Annotated in this window: 13 protein-coding genes; 6 read left to right on the top strand and 7 right to left on the bottom strand. The window is 41.7% G+C overall.

The genetic code is table 11. The features are described 5' to 3' along the window. The first annotated feature begins 41 nt into the window (after window positions 1-41). Window positions 42-1,943 carry a molecular chaperone DnaK gene (gene dnaK, locus ABM313_RS00920; RefSeq protein WP_434685832.1) on the top strand — a complete coding sequence of 634 codons (1,902 nt, stop codon included), beginning with the start codon at window positions 42-44 and terminating at the stop codon, window positions 1,941-1,943. 117 nt (window positions 1,944-2,060) lie between these two features. Here the strand turns inward: dnaK and nusB are convergent, their stop codons facing one another. Beyond that, window positions 2,061-2,699, bottom strand: coding sequence for a transcription antitermination factor NusB (gene nusB / locus ABM313_RS00915; RefSeq protein ID WP_434685831.1), 639 nt, complete (start codon window positions 2,697-2,699; stop codon window positions 2,061-2,063). 67 nt (window positions 2,700-2,766) lie between these two features. On the opposite strand from nusB, the gene ABM313_RS00910 reads away from it, so the two are divergent. Together ABM313_RS00910 and ABM313_RS00905 are read left to right on the top strand one after the other, a co-directional pair. Then, window positions 2,767-3,096, top strand: coding sequence for a 2Fe-2S iron-sulfur cluster-binding protein (locus ABM313_RS00910; protein WP_434685830.1), 330 nt, complete (start codon window positions 2,767-2,769; stop codon window positions 3,094-3,096). Window positions 3,097-3,195: 99 nt separating this feature from the next. Beyond that, window positions 3,196-3,426 carry a hypothetical protein gene (locus tag ABM313_RS00905; protein ID WP_434685829.1) on the top strand — a complete coding sequence of 77 codons (231 nt, stop codon included), beginning with the start codon at window positions 3,196-3,198 and terminating at the stop codon, window positions 3,424-3,426. Between the two features lie 216 nt (window positions 3,427-3,642). On the opposite strand, the gene folK is transcribed toward ABM313_RS00905, so the two are convergent. The 5 genes from folK to ABM313_RS00880 form a co-directional block, all read right to left on the bottom strand. Next, window positions 3,643-4,179 (bottom strand): 2-amino-4-hydroxy-6-hydroxymethyldihydropteridine diphosphokinase, encoded by a 537-nt coding sequence (gene folK, locus ABM313_RS00900; protein ID WP_434685828.1) that lies wholly within the window; start codon window positions 4,177-4,179, stop codon window positions 3,643-3,645. Window positions 4,180-4,286: 107 nt separating this feature from the next. Continuing rightward, a complete protein-coding gene (locus ABM313_RS00895) occupies window positions 4,287-4,664 on the bottom strand; it encodes a hypothetical protein (protein ID WP_434685827.1) in 378 nt (125 codons plus the stop codon). 200 nt (window positions 4,665-4,864) lie between these two features. Continuing rightward, on the bottom strand, window positions 4,865-5,020 hold the full coding sequence (locus ABM313_RS00890; RefSeq protein WP_434685826.1) for a hypothetical protein: 156 nt from the start codon (window positions 5,018-5,020) through the stop codon (window positions 4,865-4,867). 130 nt (window positions 5,021-5,150) lie between these two features. Beyond that, window positions 5,151-7,730 carry a hypothetical protein gene (locus ABM313_RS00885; protein WP_434685825.1) on the bottom strand — a complete coding sequence of 860 codons (2,580 nt, stop codon included), beginning with the start codon at window positions 7,728-7,730 and terminating at the stop codon, window positions 5,151-5,153. 134 nt (window positions 7,731-7,864) lie between these two features. Then, on the bottom strand, window positions 7,865-8,251 hold the full coding sequence (locus tag ABM313_RS00880) for a hypothetical protein (RefSeq protein WP_434685824.1): 387 nt from the start codon (window positions 8,249-8,251) through the stop codon (window positions 7,865-7,867). Window positions 8,252-8,719: 468 nt separating this feature from the next. Here ABM313_RS00880 and ABM313_RS00875 point away from each other — a divergent pair, with 468 nt between their 5' ends. Both ABM313_RS00875 and ABM313_RS00870 read left to right on the top strand, forming a co-directional pair. Next, window positions 8,720-9,064, top strand: a complete 345-nt coding sequence (locus ABM313_RS00875) for a hypothetical protein (protein ID WP_434685823.1) — start codon at window positions 8,720-8,722, stop codon at window positions 9,062-9,064. A gap of 21 nt (window positions 9,065-9,085) precedes the next feature. Beyond that, window positions 9,086-11,407 carry an NB-ARC domain-containing protein gene (locus tag ABM313_RS00870; protein WP_434685822.1) on the top strand — a complete coding sequence of 774 codons (2,322 nt, stop codon included), beginning with the start codon at window positions 9,086-9,088 and terminating at the stop codon, window positions 11,405-11,407. A gap of 91 nt (window positions 11,408-11,498) precedes the next feature. Here ABM313_RS00870 and murA read toward each other — a convergent pair whose 3' ends face one another. Continuing rightward, a complete protein-coding gene (murA, locus tag ABM313_RS00865; protein ID WP_434685821.1) occupies window positions 11,499-12,878 on the bottom strand; it encodes a UDP-N-acetylglucosamine 1-carboxyvinyltransferase in 1,380 nt (459 codons plus the stop codon). A 328-nt stretch (window positions 12,879-13,206) separates the two neighbouring features. Between murA and ABM313_RS00860 the strand changes: the two genes are divergently transcribed. Then, window positions 13,207-13,902, top strand: coding sequence for a M15 family metallopeptidase (locus ABM313_RS00860; protein ID WP_434685820.1), 696 nt, complete (start codon window positions 13,207-13,209; stop codon window positions 13,900-13,902). Window positions 13,903-13,972 lie beyond the last annotated feature (70 nt).

The raw sequence follows: 13,972 nt of genomic DNA, 5'->3' as shown, positions 1-13,972 counted from the left end.
ATGAGATTAAAGATTAACAAAACTTAGGAGTTAGAAGCCTTATGGCTAAAGTAGTTGGAATCGACTTAGGTACGACAAACTCAGTCGTCGCCGTCATGGAAGGTGGCAAGCCAACGGTGATTGCAAACGCCGAAGGCTTCCGTACCACACCCTCAGTTGTTGCATATGCCAAAAATGGCGATCGCTTAGTTGGACAAATTGCTAAGCGTCAAGCTGTGATGAACACCGACAACACTTTTTATTCAGTAAAGCGTTTTATCGGCAGACGTTATGACGAAGTTAGTGGCGAATCAAAGCAAGTTGCATATAAAGTTTTGAAGGTAGGCGAAAACGTCAAAATTGATGCACCTGCAGCTAGTAAACAATTTGCACCCGAAGAAATTTCGGCACAAGTACTGCGTAAGTTAGTTGACGACGCTAGCAAATATTTAGGTGAAACCGTCACTCAAGCGGTTATCACGGTTCCTGCATATTTCAATGATTCCCAACGTCAAGCTACCAAGGATGCTGGCAAGATTGCAGGCGTTGAAGTGCTCCGCATCATCAACGAGCCTACGGCTGCGGCTCTAGCTTACGGACTTGATAGCAAGACCAACGAAACCATCCTCGTATTTGACCTTGGTGGCGGTACATTTGACGTATCGATCCTCGAAGTTGGCGATGGTGTATTTGAAGTAATGTCCACCAGTGGTGATACCCACCTCGGCGGTGACGACTTCGATAAAAAGATCGTCGATTTCCTTGCGAATCAGTTCCAGTCTGCCGAAGGCATTGACCTTCGCAAAGATAAGCAAGCATTGCAACGTTTGACTGAAGCTGCGGAAAAAGCGAAGATTGAACTTTCGAGCGTAACTCAAACTGAAATCAACCTCCCCTTCATCACCGCCACTCAAGATGGACCTAAGCACTTAGATACCACCTTGACTCGTGCCAAGTTTGAAGAACTCTGCTCTGATCTAATCGATCGCTGCCGTGTTCCCGTCGAGCAAGCCATCCGTGATGCCAAAATCGACAAATCCAAAATTGATGAAGTAGTTCTCGTTGGTGGTTCTACCCGTATTCCTGCGGTGCAAGAAGTCGTTAAGAAGATTCTTGGCAAAGACCCTAACCAAAGCGTTAACCCTGATGAAGTAGTTGCGATCGGTGCAGCAGTTCAAGCGGGTGTATTGGCTGGTGAAGTCAAAGACATCTTGTTACTTGACGTAACTCCTCTATCTCTCGGTGTTGAAACCTTGGGTGGAGTCATGACCAAGATTATTCCCAGAAACACCACCGTTCCTACTAAGAAATCAGAAGTCTTCTCGACTGCGGTTGATGGACAAAGCAATGTGGAAATTCATGTTCTCCAAGGTGAACGCGAAATGTCCAACGACAACAAGAGCTTGGGAACCTTCCGTCTCGATGGAATTCCTCCTGCTCCTCGTGGCGTACCTCAAATCGAAGTTATCTTTGACATTGATGCTAACGGTTTGCTATCGGTAACTGCTAAGGACAAGGGAACTGGTAAAGTTCAAACCATCTCGATCTCTGGTGCTTCAACCTTGCCTAAGGATGAAGTTGAGCGCATGGTTAATGAAGCTGAGCGCAATGCATCGGCTGATAAAGAAAAGCGCGATCGCATTGAAGCGAAAAACCAAGCTGACTCTCTCGCATACCAAGCTGAGAAACAACTCAAGGATCTCGGTGACAAGGTTCCTGACGCTGACAAGACTAAGATCGAAGGCTTGGTTAAAGATCTCCGTGAATCCATTGCCAAGGATGATCATGAAGCCATCTCTAGCCAAACTGAGGAGTTGAAGCAAGCTTTGTATGCTCTTAGCTCATCGGTCTATCAGCAAGGTGGTGCGGAAGCTCCAACTGGCGCTGCTCCTGAAGATGGAACTAAGGATGCCGCTAGTGGCGACGACGATGTAATCGATGCTGATTTTACTGAATCGAAATAGTTATTCTAGTTAGACTCTCTTGTTATAAAAGAAAAAAGCGGCGCGATGCGCCGCTTTTTTCTTTTATAACAAAAAGGCGACGCATTGCGTCGCCTTTTTGTTATGCAAAATATTCGGTTAAGATTTACGGGTTTGTTTTAGTTGATCGTCAATGCGACGTAAAACACCATTAATAAACCGATAACCATCTTCACTGCTATAACGCTTAGCCAGTTCAATAGCTTCATCGATCGCTACTTTACTAGCCACACTCATAAACATCATTTCCGCAGTCGCAATTCGCAAAATGTCTTTGTCCACCTGAGCTAATCGGTCAATTTGCCAATTAACTAAAGCACTGCTGATCGTTTCATCAATTTGCGATCGCTTACTATTTACAGTCTTCAGAATATCAATCGTATAGTTACGCACTTCGGCGCGTTGTGACAATACTAGGGTTACAGGAAATTCTAAAGCTGCACCAATATTGTTAATTGCGTTTTTAGTCAGCTCGATCGCTTCACGCACCATGCCTTCAACGGCTTGGATATCTTGGCGAATGTCACCTGTACGGGTTTCGCTAGCAGATACACGTTCCTGACCTCGTTGTAACTCAGCGCTGGCAGTTTGCAATAGTTCTTTGGTTTCATCATGCAGCGATCGCACAACTGCTGTCACAATGTCATCTAAGGTTTTTGTTTCTAGCTTTTGGGGTTGGCTAGGTAATTGATTGATACTAAACAGTGCGAGTTCGCGGGCGATGTGGCGGGGTTGCATAGGAGGAGATAAAATTAAGCCAATTGAACATCGTATCATTCTCTTTACGCACTAAAACCTATAAAAAATGACTCAGACTTTTACAGCCACACTTCATCATCACGGACAAACCTTTACTGTTGCTGTCCCCGAAGACCAATCCATTCTTGATGCTGCGATCGCTGCGGGTGTAGATTTGCCATGCTCTTGCTATGCGGGTGTATGTACCACTTGTGCTGCTCAAATTGTGAAGGGGCAAGTCGATCAGAGCCAAGGCATGGGCATCGGTGGCATGGGTGAAGAGCTAGATGCTAAGGGCTATATCCTTCTATGCGTATCACACCCCAAGTCCGATGTCGAAATCTACACCGACAAAGAACAAGACGTATACGCAATTCGGTTTGGACATAGTTCCTAGAATTTAAGCAAACGGGCGCATTGCGCTCGATTGCTTCAGCGAATTATTTAGCAATATTTTGTTTTGCTTGTTCCCGAAAATTGATGAGGTACTTAATCCATGCCAGTAAATACTCGCGCACAACTCCATCAACAAATTGATAGCTTGCCAGATCACATCATCGAACAAATCGCTAAATTTACTCAAATATTAACCAATAAACAAGAAATCTCAGAATATAGTGATTGGGAAAGTGGTCAATGGCAGGAGTTTTCGCTTATCCAATTTTTTAGTGAAGATGATGAAATCGAGTATTTCTTGGAAGACGCTAAGGAAATCTATAAATCATGAAATCGGGAGATATTGTTCTAGTTCGATTTCCTCAAGCTGACTTAACGACAGGAAAGCTCAGACCCGCATTAGTTGTGGCGATTGAAACGCATCAAAACTAGGTTGATTAATTGGATGTCCACATAACCCCAAAACATCAGCGATCGCTTTGTCATTGTTTAAATTAGTTTTTTAATTTGTTAGGTCTGTCACCTAATGCAAGAGATACACTCAATCTCAGATTAAGACAATTTCCTTAGCGTCAAGCGCAATCGGATAGCTCAAATCTAAGTCGGGGGGATTTTGAGATAGCTCAGAGATGGCTAAACCTTGTACGGGATGAATCCAATCGGCAGCAATTTCGGCTAGGGGTAACAAAACAAAGGCGCGATCGCTCATTCTGGGATGCGGTAATACTAATTCGGGTGTATCGATTTGGAGATCGCCATAGAGTAGTAAATCTAGATCGAGAGTTCTTGCCCCCCAACGTTCACGACGTTCGCGCCCAAAAAACTGCTCTGTATAAAATAGCGCTTGCAATAACTGAAACGGATTAAGCGTAGTTCTTAAAACAGCACAGCCATTGATGTAGTCTGGCTGCGGCGCAGTATTGGGCAAAGTGATCGCCTTAGTCCGATACCAACGGGAAACCCTAACCACTTCTATTTCAGGATGGGTAGCGAGTTGGGCGATCGCTGCTTGGACAATTTTTTGAGAGTCACCAATTTCACTGCTCAGGTTACTACCTAGGGCGATCGCGCAAAGCTCTGTCATGAATTTTTATTAATAACAACAAAGACGCTGCTATGCAGCGCCTTTGTTGAATTATACGGGAATCAAGCTTCTGTTGTACGATCAAGCTCTGTACTTGTATTCTTTAACTAAAAGTTTAATTGCTTTAGGTCATGAATTAAATCACAAGGAAACAGTTTCTTTTGAATAGGGACTTGGAGTTTACATAATTTAGCCGCCTCGATCGCAAAGTCAATACAATTAATTCCCCACCAAATTGAAAACCAGCGATTAGTATATTTCTCTTCTAGGATAGCGATCGCTTCTTGTAAGGTTTGATCAGGAATTTCAAAGCGGATTGATTTCTTAGTATATATTGCACGATCAGAGCGATCAACATAACCCCAAAATGCTGGAAACTTGGGGATCTTCGGCTTAAATCCGCACCAAGTTTTGACTTCTGCATACTCAAATAAGCAAGCAGCATGGGGAAAGCCTGTTTCGCTAATAATTGTGAGGTTACCCATATTTACGTTTTATCTGATTAGTTTAAAGCGTGTCGGCTAAAATATCCGATAAATTTCACGCTGTAGCTGTTCCCTGTCGTTCAACAGATTCAACTAAGTTTTCAGGTAAATCAATGGTAATTTGAGGCATCTGTTATGGATAGATTGGTTTGGCTGTCCCTTGATTATAGTTTAGGTGTTTCTAGCGATCTGCGAGCGCTCTATGATTTTAAAACAAGAGAGATATCTAGACCTTTAGAACTAATTCGGGCATTGATTCTTTTAGATGCGCTATTAACCAGATCAATTACCTGCTGTTCGTTAATAGATGTTTTGATGGTAAGTTGTTCGGCTGCCTCATTATTGTCTATCAACATATCAGCAATTTTCTTAAATTTATAGCAACTTTTTCTACTATTTAATTATTATAAAAAGTAAAACTACGGACATAGGGACTTACGATTTAATAATATACAAAAAAAGCCAATCTAAAAATCCGAAGTTTCGTTAATTGTGTGGTGCTTCGGTTTTCTGTACATCTCTCATCAAGACTTGATAAGTTACACTACTAGATGTTCCTGCGGGTAATCTGGATCCGAAATCCCATTTGATGTTAGTGTATCTATCTGCTGGTGCAGGTTGGGTAAAAATCTCACCATTTTCCAGTTTTACTTGAATCATAGGCTGTTCACTGTATGTTTTCCCTCCATCAATACTGAAATATAACTTTGCTCCTTCAACAAATCTTGGTAAGGTAGCTGAATTTAAAAAATATAACGAGTTTTTAGGAATTTCTTGGAATACTACTAAATTTTCGACTGGATGATTACTAAAGTTGCTAGCAGTCACAACATATCGAATAGTTTCTCCAATATAAATTTGAGTGTTTTCTGGAATTCTTTGCCAAGACTCTTGTCCATAATGAGTAACTTTCCTTTGTAAACCAAGAGTTAGTTGAATTGGAGATTTGCCATTTATATCGGGTGAAAGAACAGGAGAAATCTCACGGCGAATTCCTATTACGCCATCAGTGCCACCTGTTGAGGTTGCAATATAACCAGGATCTCCAAGCTGTGGGATGCGATAGACTACGTTAGATGTATGACTCTTAAGGTCATTCAATGAAACATCATTCCATGCAACTGCATCTTTTCTCATTAGTACTACTTCAATCGTGCCTTGATTACCCACCTTTCGTAACGAAGGGTAGCCAGCGCGAAAACCATTTTTGTTTGCATATTCGTCAGCCGCCCGAAAAAGTCCCTCAAGATCTTCAAAGTTATTAAGCTCATTTTGAGAAACTAGCCTCCGTTCTGCCGAGTTTGGATTTATGAGAATTGCCCCACGCACCTCTACACCGTTGTATCTTGCTTGGTAAAATGTCGGTAAGCCCCCAGCAAACCCGCGTTGTCTTGCCCATAGGTCAACTGCTGCAATAAGCTTATGAGGAGAACTAATATCACCTAGCTCTTGAATTGGAATGTCTTTAAAGCCCCCCGCATTACGACCAATGCTTAATGTGCCGCGTAAATAGTCACGAGCTTGAAAATTAGGAAATCCACCAACAAAATAGTTTTTGTGATTAACATCTACCCAAGTATTGACATTCCGAAACATCCATTGAAAATAGCCGTTATTCTCTGGAGTAATTGTAATATAGGGAGTCTGTGGTGGATTTACCAGATTTGAAAAGGCAACATCCTGTTTCTCAATGCCAGTATTTTTGATCAATACAACTTCGATTTTATCTCCTCGTCCTGTCCATCGCATGGAGGGATAACCAGCAGCAAATCCTTGGCTACCAGCATAGTTGTCAACGGAGCGAAACAAAGCTTCCAAATCCTCGTACTTATTTTTGAGATCTGCTGCTCTGTCTATTACTCTGCGTTCTACCAAACCTGACTTGAAGAGAATGGCTCCATGCACATTCTCGCCATTATTGTTACGCGCATGATTAAAGTTGGGTAAGCCACCCGCATAGCCATTAGCTCTTGCCCACTCATCAACTGCGGCAATTTTTTTTGCATCTGAGCTAATATCTCCTAGCTCACGCCCTAAAATGTCTCTCCATACTGCGCCCTTGGCATTGATGCTAACTATGCCTCGCATATTTCCTGCTGCTTGCTGAAAGTTAGGAAAGCCACCAACAAATTGAGGAGAACTAGTCTGAGAAACCCAGTTGTTGACACTCCTAAATAATCCAGCAACATCACTTCTACTAGGAGGATCGACTGCTAGTTTAATAGAATTGGTAAGCTCAAATAAGCTTGCTTGAATATAAGCATCATCGTGAATGGCTGCATTACCAAAAATTCCAACACCATGATAGAGAGACTCTTTGTTTAAACCACCAAGATTTGTCCTCACATTCCCATTTTCATCTCTTCGGACTGATTGTTGATGTTGGTTTCTACAGTCTCTTGCCGAACAGAGGTCTATTTTCCCAGAAGCCTTTGCATCTACAGGAACATTCATCAGTAAGCGTACAACTTGTGTACCTTCAGTTGTCCAACGATTATAGAAATAGTCTACATTTGCTGGTACTGCTTCTCTAGTTCTTATATTGCCACCTGCCACTCCATCTAAAACTGCCAAAAGTGCAATTCTCTTACCTATAACATTAGCATCTTGGGCAGCTTTTAAAACTGAGTCTCCACCAAAACTATGACCAATTAGAATAATTGGTCTGTTATCTGGAATACTTGGCAATATTATCGTTCGCATCTGTTCTCGAAATTTCTTGTCCGATCCAAAATTCTGTGTAGCATCTACAGAACTCCACTCTGCATCGTAAACAGCAATACCGTTTTCTCTAAACTTTTGAAATAGACTACGGGCAATACAATTCTCTAAACCACTATCAAATATACCATTCCTACATCCACCAAAACCACTTACAAGAATGACTACAGGTCCTTTCCCATTTCTTAGCTCATTTTGTGTATTACGAATATCCTCAGAAGTTGAAAGTCGAAATATATTTTGTTTATTAGGATCTCTGGCAAAAGCAAAATCAGTTCTAAGCGCAGGAGATGCAAAGAACAAAGCCGAAGCTGTTAAAATGCTACCTAATATTTTGACCTTCATAAATCACCTTGAGGAATTATCTAGAATGAACGAGCCTAAGCAAAACGATCTATCAAATTTAAAACAATAGAGGAGTGCAGATAACAATTTTAGAGATAGTTCCACACTCCCAGTTTAGGGAACAAAAAGAAATATTACTGTTCCCAGACTTTATAACATCCCTCACTAACAAGTGTACCGCCTACAACAGTCAATCCAGTACCAAATCCTGAAGACGCTAAAGCTGCACCAGTCACGGCTCCAGCTGTTCCACATGTTACACGTGCAGCATACCTTTTTACCGCTTTTTGAACTGGTTTTACAACATATGGTTGAACTATACCTCCATTTCTTTCAGGGTTTGTCGGATCGAGCGCACATCCCAATCTACCAAACCATGTTTTTTTGCAAGGTCGAGCTTCTAGTTGTTGAGAATCAAGATTTAGAAAACTCGGAGCAGACAAAGCAGTAAAAGTGATTACGCATAGTGAAATCCTAGAAAATCGATAGAACTTTTTACTTTCGATCTTTTCAATTAGCATAAATTTACTCCCTTACATTCAATCATAAATACATCGCAATCACTAGAAAAATAACTGAAAAACATTTAAAAAATGGCTCGTTTTATTTCATTTTTTAGCTCAAATTAGCTCAGTTAAATATATCTTGAGCTAAAATTATGTCTTATTTTAACTATTATTAATTGATCTCGAAAAAATAATTAAGAGAATCTCTATTTTAAAATATTCGTGTATTTCAAAAAGTCTTATCTGGTTATATTAAATTTACTAGTCAGGTAAAAATAAAATAATTCTATTCGATCAATAATGAAATTTAAATAATTTCTGGTGACATCAATTGAGAGGTCTTTTATCCCATTCTTATCCAAGAGTTAGCTCTATAGATGTACGACAATACATGAAAATTCTTAGTCGAAAACTTCTCTAAAGACTTCGCGACGTATCTTTTTAGTAAACCCATAGAGTTAACCAAACTCGAACCATCAGAACTTGCAAGTAAAAAGTGATGTCGATGCGGCTACATCGATTATTTCTGGGTTAGCCTTAAACAAGGAAATCGTGCAAAGATTACTCAGTAGAGAAATCATGAAAGAGTCAGTAATTCATCAAAAAATACTGCTTGAAGGTTTAGCTCAGGGTTTAGCCAAAGTCAAAAACGAAAGCAAGGCTGAAGCAACCAACCAGATTGTGATCAATATGCTGCGTTCTGATATTGCTGTAGAGGTAATTGCCAAAGTTACAGGGCTTACCCTAAAACAAGTTCAAAAATTACAAAAAATTTCTGAAAAACAAATTCAGCCAACCAAGTCACCGCGCCGATCGCAAAAAAACTAATTTCTGATAAGTAAATCCGCTATGTCCTTAAAAGCGTCAGTTCAAGGCTTAGAAAAAATCCATGAGGCGAGACTCAGAAAAAAGTGGAACCGACAAGATACACGTTGGTGTCAGGCAGCCACTGTCTCTGTTTCTGGACTTAAGCGCTTTCTGGCAGGCGAGGATATTGGAGAGGACTCCTTTATCAGGATTTGCCAAGCTGTCGGAATTGAAAATTGGCGAGATATTGCAGAGAGTAGTAAAGCATCCAACCTAACTCAAAAGCCTTCTCGGAAAAGCGATCGCCTAAATACCTCAACTAAATCAACAACCAAAATTGATCGCCTAGATCGCACTGCTTTACTTTGTCTCCCCAAACAGCGACTACCGCACCAAACCAATGAATTTTTAGGACGCAAAAGCGAACTTGAGCAACTGCTGCGCGTCATGTCTCTAGACTATAGATCGCCAATTATTACCGTCAGTGGCATGGGTGGCGTTGGCAAAACAGCCCTTGTACTGCAAGCCGCTTATTTATGTTTAGAATATCGGTATTTACGCGAAAATAGAGGTGATTTCAAGTTACTGAGTACTCCAGATTTAGAAGTTTTACCGCCGCAATTTGAGGCGATTATTTTTGTATCTGCAAAAGAGAGCAATCTGTTACCCACAGGAATTACAGCGAAGCTCAAACGTCAGGTTAGTTTGCTCGATATCTTTCAAGCGATCGCTACTACCCTTGATGCCCCCGCCATTACCCAAGCTATTGATCCCATAGAACAGTTTCAAAAAGTTAAAGAAGCCTTATCTGCACAGACTACACTCTTGATAATCGATAACCTAGAGACTATCGAAGACAAAGATAAAATTATTAGCTTTCTTGATGATTTACCAAATACAACCAAAGCAATTATCACTAGTCGTGAACAGCGCGTTATTTATGCATCACTCCGTCTAGATGCTTTAGCAGAAATCGATAGTTTGCAATTAATTCGTCAACAGGCAACTGATAAAGGCGTTAATCTTAATGATGAAGAAATATTGCAGTTATATCAGCGTTTTAGTGGTGTTCCTATAGCCCTAATTTATGCAATTGGACAACTTGCTAATGGATTTTCCCTCACGAATTTAATTGAAAGAACAACTCCCTTATTTCAAGATATTGGTAAATTCTGCTTTGAATCATTGATACAGGGGATTTCCCAAAGACCAGCCTATCAATTATTACTAGCGATCTCCCTATTCCACCAAAGCCCCAGACGCGAGGCGCTAATTGCTGTAGCAGGATTAGAAGCAAATGATGTCATTGCGAATGAGAGTTTGGCAAAATTGCAAAGACTATCTTTGATTTTTCAAGAAGGAGAGCGTTATGAAATGTCATCCCTTACCCGTGAATATGTTTTACAAGAATTAGCAAAGCAAAACGAAAGAGAAGTAGAAATGCGAGATCGCTGGATTAGTTGGCATTTGGAATTCTCGAAAAAGTATGGCGGCAAGGATTGGGGAGATTGGCATTCACACTATGACTATCTAGAAGCAGAATGGGAAAATCTTGCCTCTGTTCTCGATTGGTGCGCGATTCGCGATCGCTATACCGATGGACGCGATATTGGTATTAGTCTTGCTTATTACCTCTATTTGTATGGTCACTGGGATCGTGGCATGGCAATTTTAGGCTGGGTAGTCGAATCAGGCGAACGGCGCGAAGACTGGCTCACGGTTGTCCAGCTAAGAGCGATGAGTGGATGGATTATGCTTATGATGGGACAACTTGACTATGCCGAACATCATTTGTCCTATGGATGGCAACTCAGCAATGACTATGGCACGATGTTTACACGCTGTGAGATAGCCGATAATCTAGCAATTCTAAATATTCGCAAAGGGGATTACACAACTGCTCGTCAATGGAGTGAAACCTGCGATCGCCTCACTTTAGAACTTGAAGATCCCGATCGCACTCGCTTTCAGATTTATGGACTATGCACTAAAGCCGATATCTTCTATCAAGAGCAAAACTATGACAAAGCAAAGGAAATCTATGAAACTGCTTTAGATTTAGCCTTAGAGATTCAATGGCAACGCTACACTAATTACACAAGGGGATGGTTAGCCGATATTTCGATCATCGAAGGCGATTTCACAAAAGCTGAAAAATTGTTAATGACTGGCTTTATTGCCGCCGAACGCAATCACGATCGCCAAAGGATTGCCTTTTTTGAGCGTTGCTATGCCAGATTTGAACTTGCAAAAGGAAATCTTGAGCGATCGCAGGAATGGGGTATTAAAGCAAAAGATAGTTTCTATCGATTAGGAATGAAATTAGAAATGGCTCAAATGGAAGAATTCTTAGCACTAAGATAAGGCGTTGTTAAGCAACCCTTATCTCAGTGCTATTTGCATTGTGCTTTGCACGATGCAAATAGTTATGTCGAACTCACGTTAATAGCTAGCTTTATACAGCAACAGTCTCAGTGGTGCGATAGAGCTTAGCGCCAACATTGCGTAACTTCTCTTCGATGCGATCGTAGCCGCGATCGAGGTGATGTAAGCCCATGACTGTGGTTTCACCATCGGCAGCTAGTCCTGCGATGACCAAAGCTGCTGAGGCACGTAAATCCGTTGCCATAACGGGAGCGCCCGACAGTTGGGGAACACCTGTCACTACTGCCACATTGTTTTTGAGGCGAATATTTGCACCCATGCGATTGAGTTCGGCAACATGCTGCAAGCGGTTTTCAAATACAGTTTCGGTGACTACGCCATTACCTTCGCAGATGCTTAGTAATGCCATAAATTGCGCTTGCATATCCGTTGGGAAGCCAGGATAAGGCAAGGTTTCAATATCAACTGCCCGATAGCGATCGCCACCAATGACAGTGATCATATTGTCCGAATCTTGGCGAACTGTCACGCCAATATCCTGTAATTTAGAAATCGCGGCGGTGAGGTGCGCGGGAATCACAGGGGACATCGATAGGGTTGAGCGGGTAATTGCGGCGGCGACCATGAAAGTTGCGGCTTCAACGCGATCGGGAATGGCGGTGAAATCAGCAAAATGTAGCTTATCGACACCATCAATGATGATCGTATTAGTACCAGCACCTCTAATCTTGGCGCCCATAGCCATGCAGAGATCAGCAAGATCGGTGACTTCTGGTTCTAACGCGGCATTTTCAATAATTGTTTCCCCTTCAGCAAGCGTTGCCGCCATCATTAGGGTTTCGGTTGCGCCTACGCTGGGATAATCCAAATAAATTTTTGCACCTTGCAAACGTCCGTTACGGCTCTTGGCATAGGCTTGAACGATGCCATGCTCAATCTGGACATCTGCACCTAAGGCTTGCAAACCACGCACATGCAATTCTACTGGACGCGCACCGATCGCACAGCCACCTGGTAGAGGCATTCTGGCTGAGCCAAGTCTGGCTAATAATGAACCAAGAGCAAAGAAACTTGCTCTCATTTTGCTGACTAATTCATAAGGCGCAGAGTTGGTGGTCAAGTTACTGGTATCAAGATCTAGAACTTCACCATTGCGCGAAATTTTCACACCGAGGGTTTCGAGAATGTCGCCCATACGCTGTACATCAGCGAGATTAGGGACATTGCGAATGCGGCAGCCTTCGGAGGATAAAAGTGTGCCTGCCATCAGGGCAAGGATCGAATTTTTTGCACCACTAATGGGGACATGACCTGATAATGGTGCTTTGCCAATAATACGGAGGACTGGGGCGTTGGGTTCGATTTGGGGCATTTGCGAAGATTCGAGCGTGGTTAATTCGATTGGCTCAATAGTTTGTGAAGCGTTGCCGAGATCCATCGTCGATTGCATAGGCTGTTGTAGATTGGTGGTTATACCTGCATTGGTTGAACTGGTTGTAGAAACGATCGCCTTGTCCTCCTCACATCAGAATTAGCGTAGCCAAAAGTTTAGCGGAGTATATCCAAAAAACTGTTAACTTTTGTACAGTAAGTGTATTTACTCATTATTAGCGATCAAGTCGTATATGGCTATAAGTAACTAGACGCAATTAAATATAAAACCCCAAAATCTGCGGCGCACGCGCAGAGTGCGCCACAGGTTTTGGTTCTATTTTTTTAGTTATGCTCAGCTACTTAGCTATTTGCTGTTAGCGTTATTTTTTCCTTTTTCCTTGACCATGAAGCCCTATCAAAGTATTGCGATCGCTGAATGTGGTGAGCCTCTAGTAGCGCTTACCACAAACATCATAACCATCGATCCTCATCCATATATGTCATTGGGCGCACCTTACGGCGATCGCTCTCCTTTTTTTGTGCGTCAAGGTATTTTAGAGAAACTGCAAAAATCTCAAGCCTATTTACAAACTATTCGACCCAATTATCAAATTGCAATTTTTGATGCCTATCGCCCAATTCCTGTGCAGCAGTTTATGGTGGATTATAGTTTCGCGCAGTTAGCAGAAAGTAAGGGTTTAGAAGTTAATTCTCTTTCTGAAGAACAAAAAAACTCACTCATGGGGGAAGTGATGAAGTTTTGGGCAATTCCTAGCCATGATCCGACAATGCCGCCGCCTCACAGTACGGGTGCGGCGATCGATGTCACCTTTTACAGAAATCATGCTGAAGGCGTGATTCCTGTAAATATGGGTTCTCCTATTGATGAAATTAGCGATCGCTCTTTACCTAATTATTTTGCAAATTCTGTTGATAGTTTAGAAATGGAATTTCATTGCGATCGCCAATTATTAAATGAAGTGATGACACATAGCGGATTTTTGAGACATCCGAATGAGTGGTGGCATTTTTCCTATGGTGATCAACTTTGGGCATGGATGAGTAATGCAAAACTGGCTATTTATGGAGGGGTTGTATAGTTCCATATTTTGAAGAAATGTAGAGATTATTTGTCTATATATCAAGAAGAAAAGCTATATTGAGAGTGTT

This window comes from Pseudanabaena minima str. Chao 2107 (assembly GCF_051131155.1).
Lineage (GTDB): Bacteria > Cyanobacteriota > Cyanobacteriia > Pseudanabaenales > Pseudanabaenaceae > Pseudanabaena > Pseudanabaena minima.
This window is presented reverse-complemented; position numbering and strand designations above follow the sequence as displayed.

What these genes read in the sequence shown, in the direction of transcription:
- ABM313_RS00910 (WP_434685830.1), top strand. Translation starts at nt 2,767, where the DNA reads ATGACTCAGACTTTTACAGCCACACTTCATCATCACGGACAAACCTTT.
- ABM313_RS00895 (WP_434685827.1), bottom strand. Translation starts at nt 4,664, where the DNA reads ATGGGTAACCTCACAATTATTAGCGAAACAGGCTTTCCCCATGCTGCT.
- ABM313_RS00885 (WP_434685825.1), bottom strand. Translation starts at nt 7,730, where the DNA reads ATGAAGGTCAAAATATTAGGTAGCATTTTAACAGCTTCGGCTTTGTTC.
- ABM313_RS00880 (WP_434685824.1), bottom strand. Translation starts at nt 8,251, where the DNA reads ATGCTAATTGAAAAGATCGAAAGTAAAAAGTTCTATCGATTTTCTAGG.
- ABM313_RS00870 (WP_434685822.1), top strand. Translation starts at nt 9,086, where the DNA reads ATGTCCTTAAAAGCGTCAGTTCAAGGCTTAGAAAAAATCCATGAGGCG.
- dnaK (WP_434685832.1), top strand. Translation starts at nt 42, where the DNA reads ATGGCTAAAGTAGTTGGAATCGACTTAGGTACGACAAACTCAGTCGTC.
- murA (WP_434685821.1), bottom strand. Translation starts at nt 12,878, where the DNA reads ATGCAATCGACGATGGATCTCGGCAACGCTTCACAAACTATTGAGCCA.
- nusB (WP_434685831.1), bottom strand. Translation starts at nt 2,699, where the DNA reads ATGCAACCCCGCCACATCGCCCGCGAACTCGCACTGTTTAGTATCAAT.
- ABM313_RS00860 (WP_434685820.1), top strand. Translation starts at nt 13,207, where the DNA reads ATGAAGCCCTATCAAAGTATTGCGATCGCTGAATGTGGTGAGCCTCTA.
- folK (WP_434685828.1), bottom strand. Translation starts at nt 4,179, where the DNA reads ATGACAGAGCTTTGCGCGATCGCCCTAGGTAGTAACCTGAGCAGTGAA.
- ABM313_RS00890 (WP_434685826.1), bottom strand. Translation starts at nt 5,020, where the DNA reads ATGTTGATAGACAATAATGAGGCAGCCGAACAACTTACCATCAAAACA.
- ABM313_RS00905 (WP_434685829.1), top strand. Translation starts at nt 3,196, where the DNA reads ATGCCAGTAAATACTCGCGCACAACTCCATCAACAAATTGATAGCTTG.